Origin of the sequence: Gluconobacter cerevisiae (assembly GCF_015244675.1) — a bacterium.
Taxonomy (GTDB): domain Bacteria; phylum Pseudomonadota; class Alphaproteobacteria; order Acetobacterales; family Acetobacteraceae; genus Gluconobacter; species Gluconobacter cerevisiae.
Genome location: NZ_JABCQO010000027.1, coordinates 1 through 2,500 on the forward strand (window position 1 = coordinate 1; position 2,500 = coordinate 2,500).

General features: G+C 55.1%; 1 tRNA gene and 2 rRNA genes (1 of these 3 cut by a window edge). All 3 read right to left on the minus strand.

Annotated features, from left to right (window positions below):
• Positions 1 to 77, minus strand: a tRNA-Met gene (locus HKD21_RS14095).
• A 48-nt stretch (positions 78 to 125) separates the two neighbouring features.
• Positions 126 to 240: ribosomal RNA gene (rrf, locus tag HKD21_RS14100) — 5S ribosomal RNA — on the minus strand.
• Between the two features lie 85 nt (positions 241 to 325).
• Positions 326 to 2,500: ribosomal RNA gene (locus HKD21_RS14105) — 23S ribosomal RNA — on the minus strand; it runs 561 nt beyond the window's last position.

Below are 2,500 nucleotides of genomic sequence, written 5' to 3' on the forward strand. Positions count from 1 at the left end.
TGGTTGCGGGGGTAGGATTTGAACCTACGGCCTTCAGGTTATGAGCCTGACGAGCTACCGGGCTGCTCCACCCCGCGGTGGTGTGAATGATGTTGGTTTTTTGGGTTATGTGAGTGGGCTGGGGGACCTGGCGGCGACCGACTTTTCCGCACCTTAAGGTGCAGTATCATAGGCGCTGAGGGATTTCACGGCCGAGTTCGGGATGGGATCGGGTGTAGGGCCCTCGCAATGGCCACCAGGTCTTCCAGCCCACCCTGTCTTTTGAGAGAGGGTGGAGGTTGGTGCGGTGTGAAGAGAGTGTGGCTGATTTCTGTGCATGTGTTTTGATGTGAGAAGTATGAGCGATTAGGACCGGTTAGCTGCATGCATTACTGCACTTTCACACCCGGCCTATCAACGTGATGGTCTTTCACGGCTCTATGAGACCTAGTTTTGAGGTGGGTTTCCCGCTTAGATGCTTTCAGCGGTTATCCCGTCCATACTTAGCTACCCGGCTGTGCCACTGGCGTGACAACCGGTGCACCAGAGGTATGTTCATCCCGGTCCTCTCGTACTAGGGACAAATCCTCTCAAGTCTCTTACACCCACGGCAGATAGGGACCGAACTGTCTCACGACGTTCTAAACCCAGCTCACGTACCACTTTAATCGGCGAACAGCCGAACCCTTGGGACCTGCTCCAGCCCCAGGATGTGATGAGCCGACATCGAGGTGCCAAACCTCCCCGTCGATGTGGACTCTTGGGGGAGATCAGCCTGTTATCCCTAGAGTACCTTTTATCCGTTGAGCGATGGCCCGTCCACGTGGGACCACCGGATCACTATGGCCGACTTTCGTCTCTGATCGAGCTGTCACTCTCACAGTCAGGCGGGCTTATGCCATTGCACTCGACAGCCGGTTTCCGACCGGCCTGAGCCCACCATCGCGCGCCTCCGTTACACTTTGGGAGGCGACCGCCCCAGTCAAACTGCCCACCATGCAGGGTCCCGGACCAGGCTTACTGGTCTCGGTTAGACATCAGAAAAATTCAGGGTCGTATTTCAAGGATGGCTCCACCTGAGCTGGCGCCCGGGCTTCAAAGCCTCCGACCTATCCTACACAGAATGTCTCTGATGCCACTGCAAAGCTGCAGTAAAGGTTCATAGGGTCTTTCCGTCTGACCGCGGGTACCCCGCATCTTCACGGGGAATTCAATTTCGCTGAGTCGATGCTGGAGACAGTGGGGAAGTCGTTACGCCATTCGTGCAGGTCGGAACTTACCCGACAAGGAATTTCGCTACCTTAGGACCGTTATAGTTACGGCCGCCGTTTACCGGGGCTTCAATTCAGTGCTTGCACACCTCCTCTTAACCTTCCGGCACCGGGCAGGCGTCAGGCCCTATACGTCATCTCACGATTTCGCAGAGCCCTGTGTTTTTACTAAACAGTCGCTACCCCCTGGTCTGTGCCACCCGTCCATGGTTGCCCACGAGCGGGTCTCGTTTATCCCGAAGTTACACGAGCAATTTGCCTAGTTCCTTCAGCATCGTTCTCTCAAGCGCCTTGGTATTCTCTACCAGTCCACCTGTGTCGGTTTCGGGTACGGTCTATACGCCAGAGCTATTTCCTGGAATGATTGAAAAGCCTGTTCAATCCGTTAAGGACAGACAACATCTCTCATTCGTCACTTCTGGCAGGCCCAGTAATATTAAACTGGTTCCCATCGACTACGGCTCTCGCCCTCGCCTTAGGGGCCGGCTCACCCTGCGTGGATTAACCTTGCGCAGGAACCCTTGGACTTTCGGCGACAGTGTTTCTCGCACTGTTTGTCGCTACTCATGTCAGCATTCGCACTTCCGATATCTCCAGAGAGGGTCACCCCGTCTCCTTCGCAGACTTACGGAACGCTCCGCTACCGCGCATTCAAAGAATGCACCCACAGCTTCGGCACGTGGCTTGAGCCCCGTTACATTTTCGGCGCAGGGTTTCTAATAGACCAGTGAGCTATTACGCTTTCTTTAAAGGATGGCTGCTTCTAAGCCAACCTCCTGGTTGTTTTGGAATCCCCACATCCTTTCCCACTTAGCCACGATTTAGGGGCCTTAGCTGGTGGTCTGGGCTGTTTCCCTCTCGACAATGGACCTTAGCACCCACTGTCTGTCTGCCGGGCTATACTCCTGGGTATTCGGAGTTTGGTTAGGTTTGGTAAGGCTTTGGGCCCCCCTAGCCCATCCAGTGCTCTACCCCCCAGGGTAAACACCCGACGATCTACCTCAATAGATTTCGCGGAGAACCAGCTATCTCCGAGTTTGATTGGCCTTTCACCCCTAGCCACAGCTCATCCCCGACTTTTTCAACAGGCGTGGGTTCGGCCCTCCAGTGCGTGTTACCGCACCTTCAGCCTGGCCATGGCTAGATCACTCGGTTTCGGGTCTTCTGCCAGCAACTCATTCGCCCTATTCAGACTCGCTTTCGCTACGCCTACACCTAACGGCTTAAGCTCGCTGCAAACAGAAACTCGC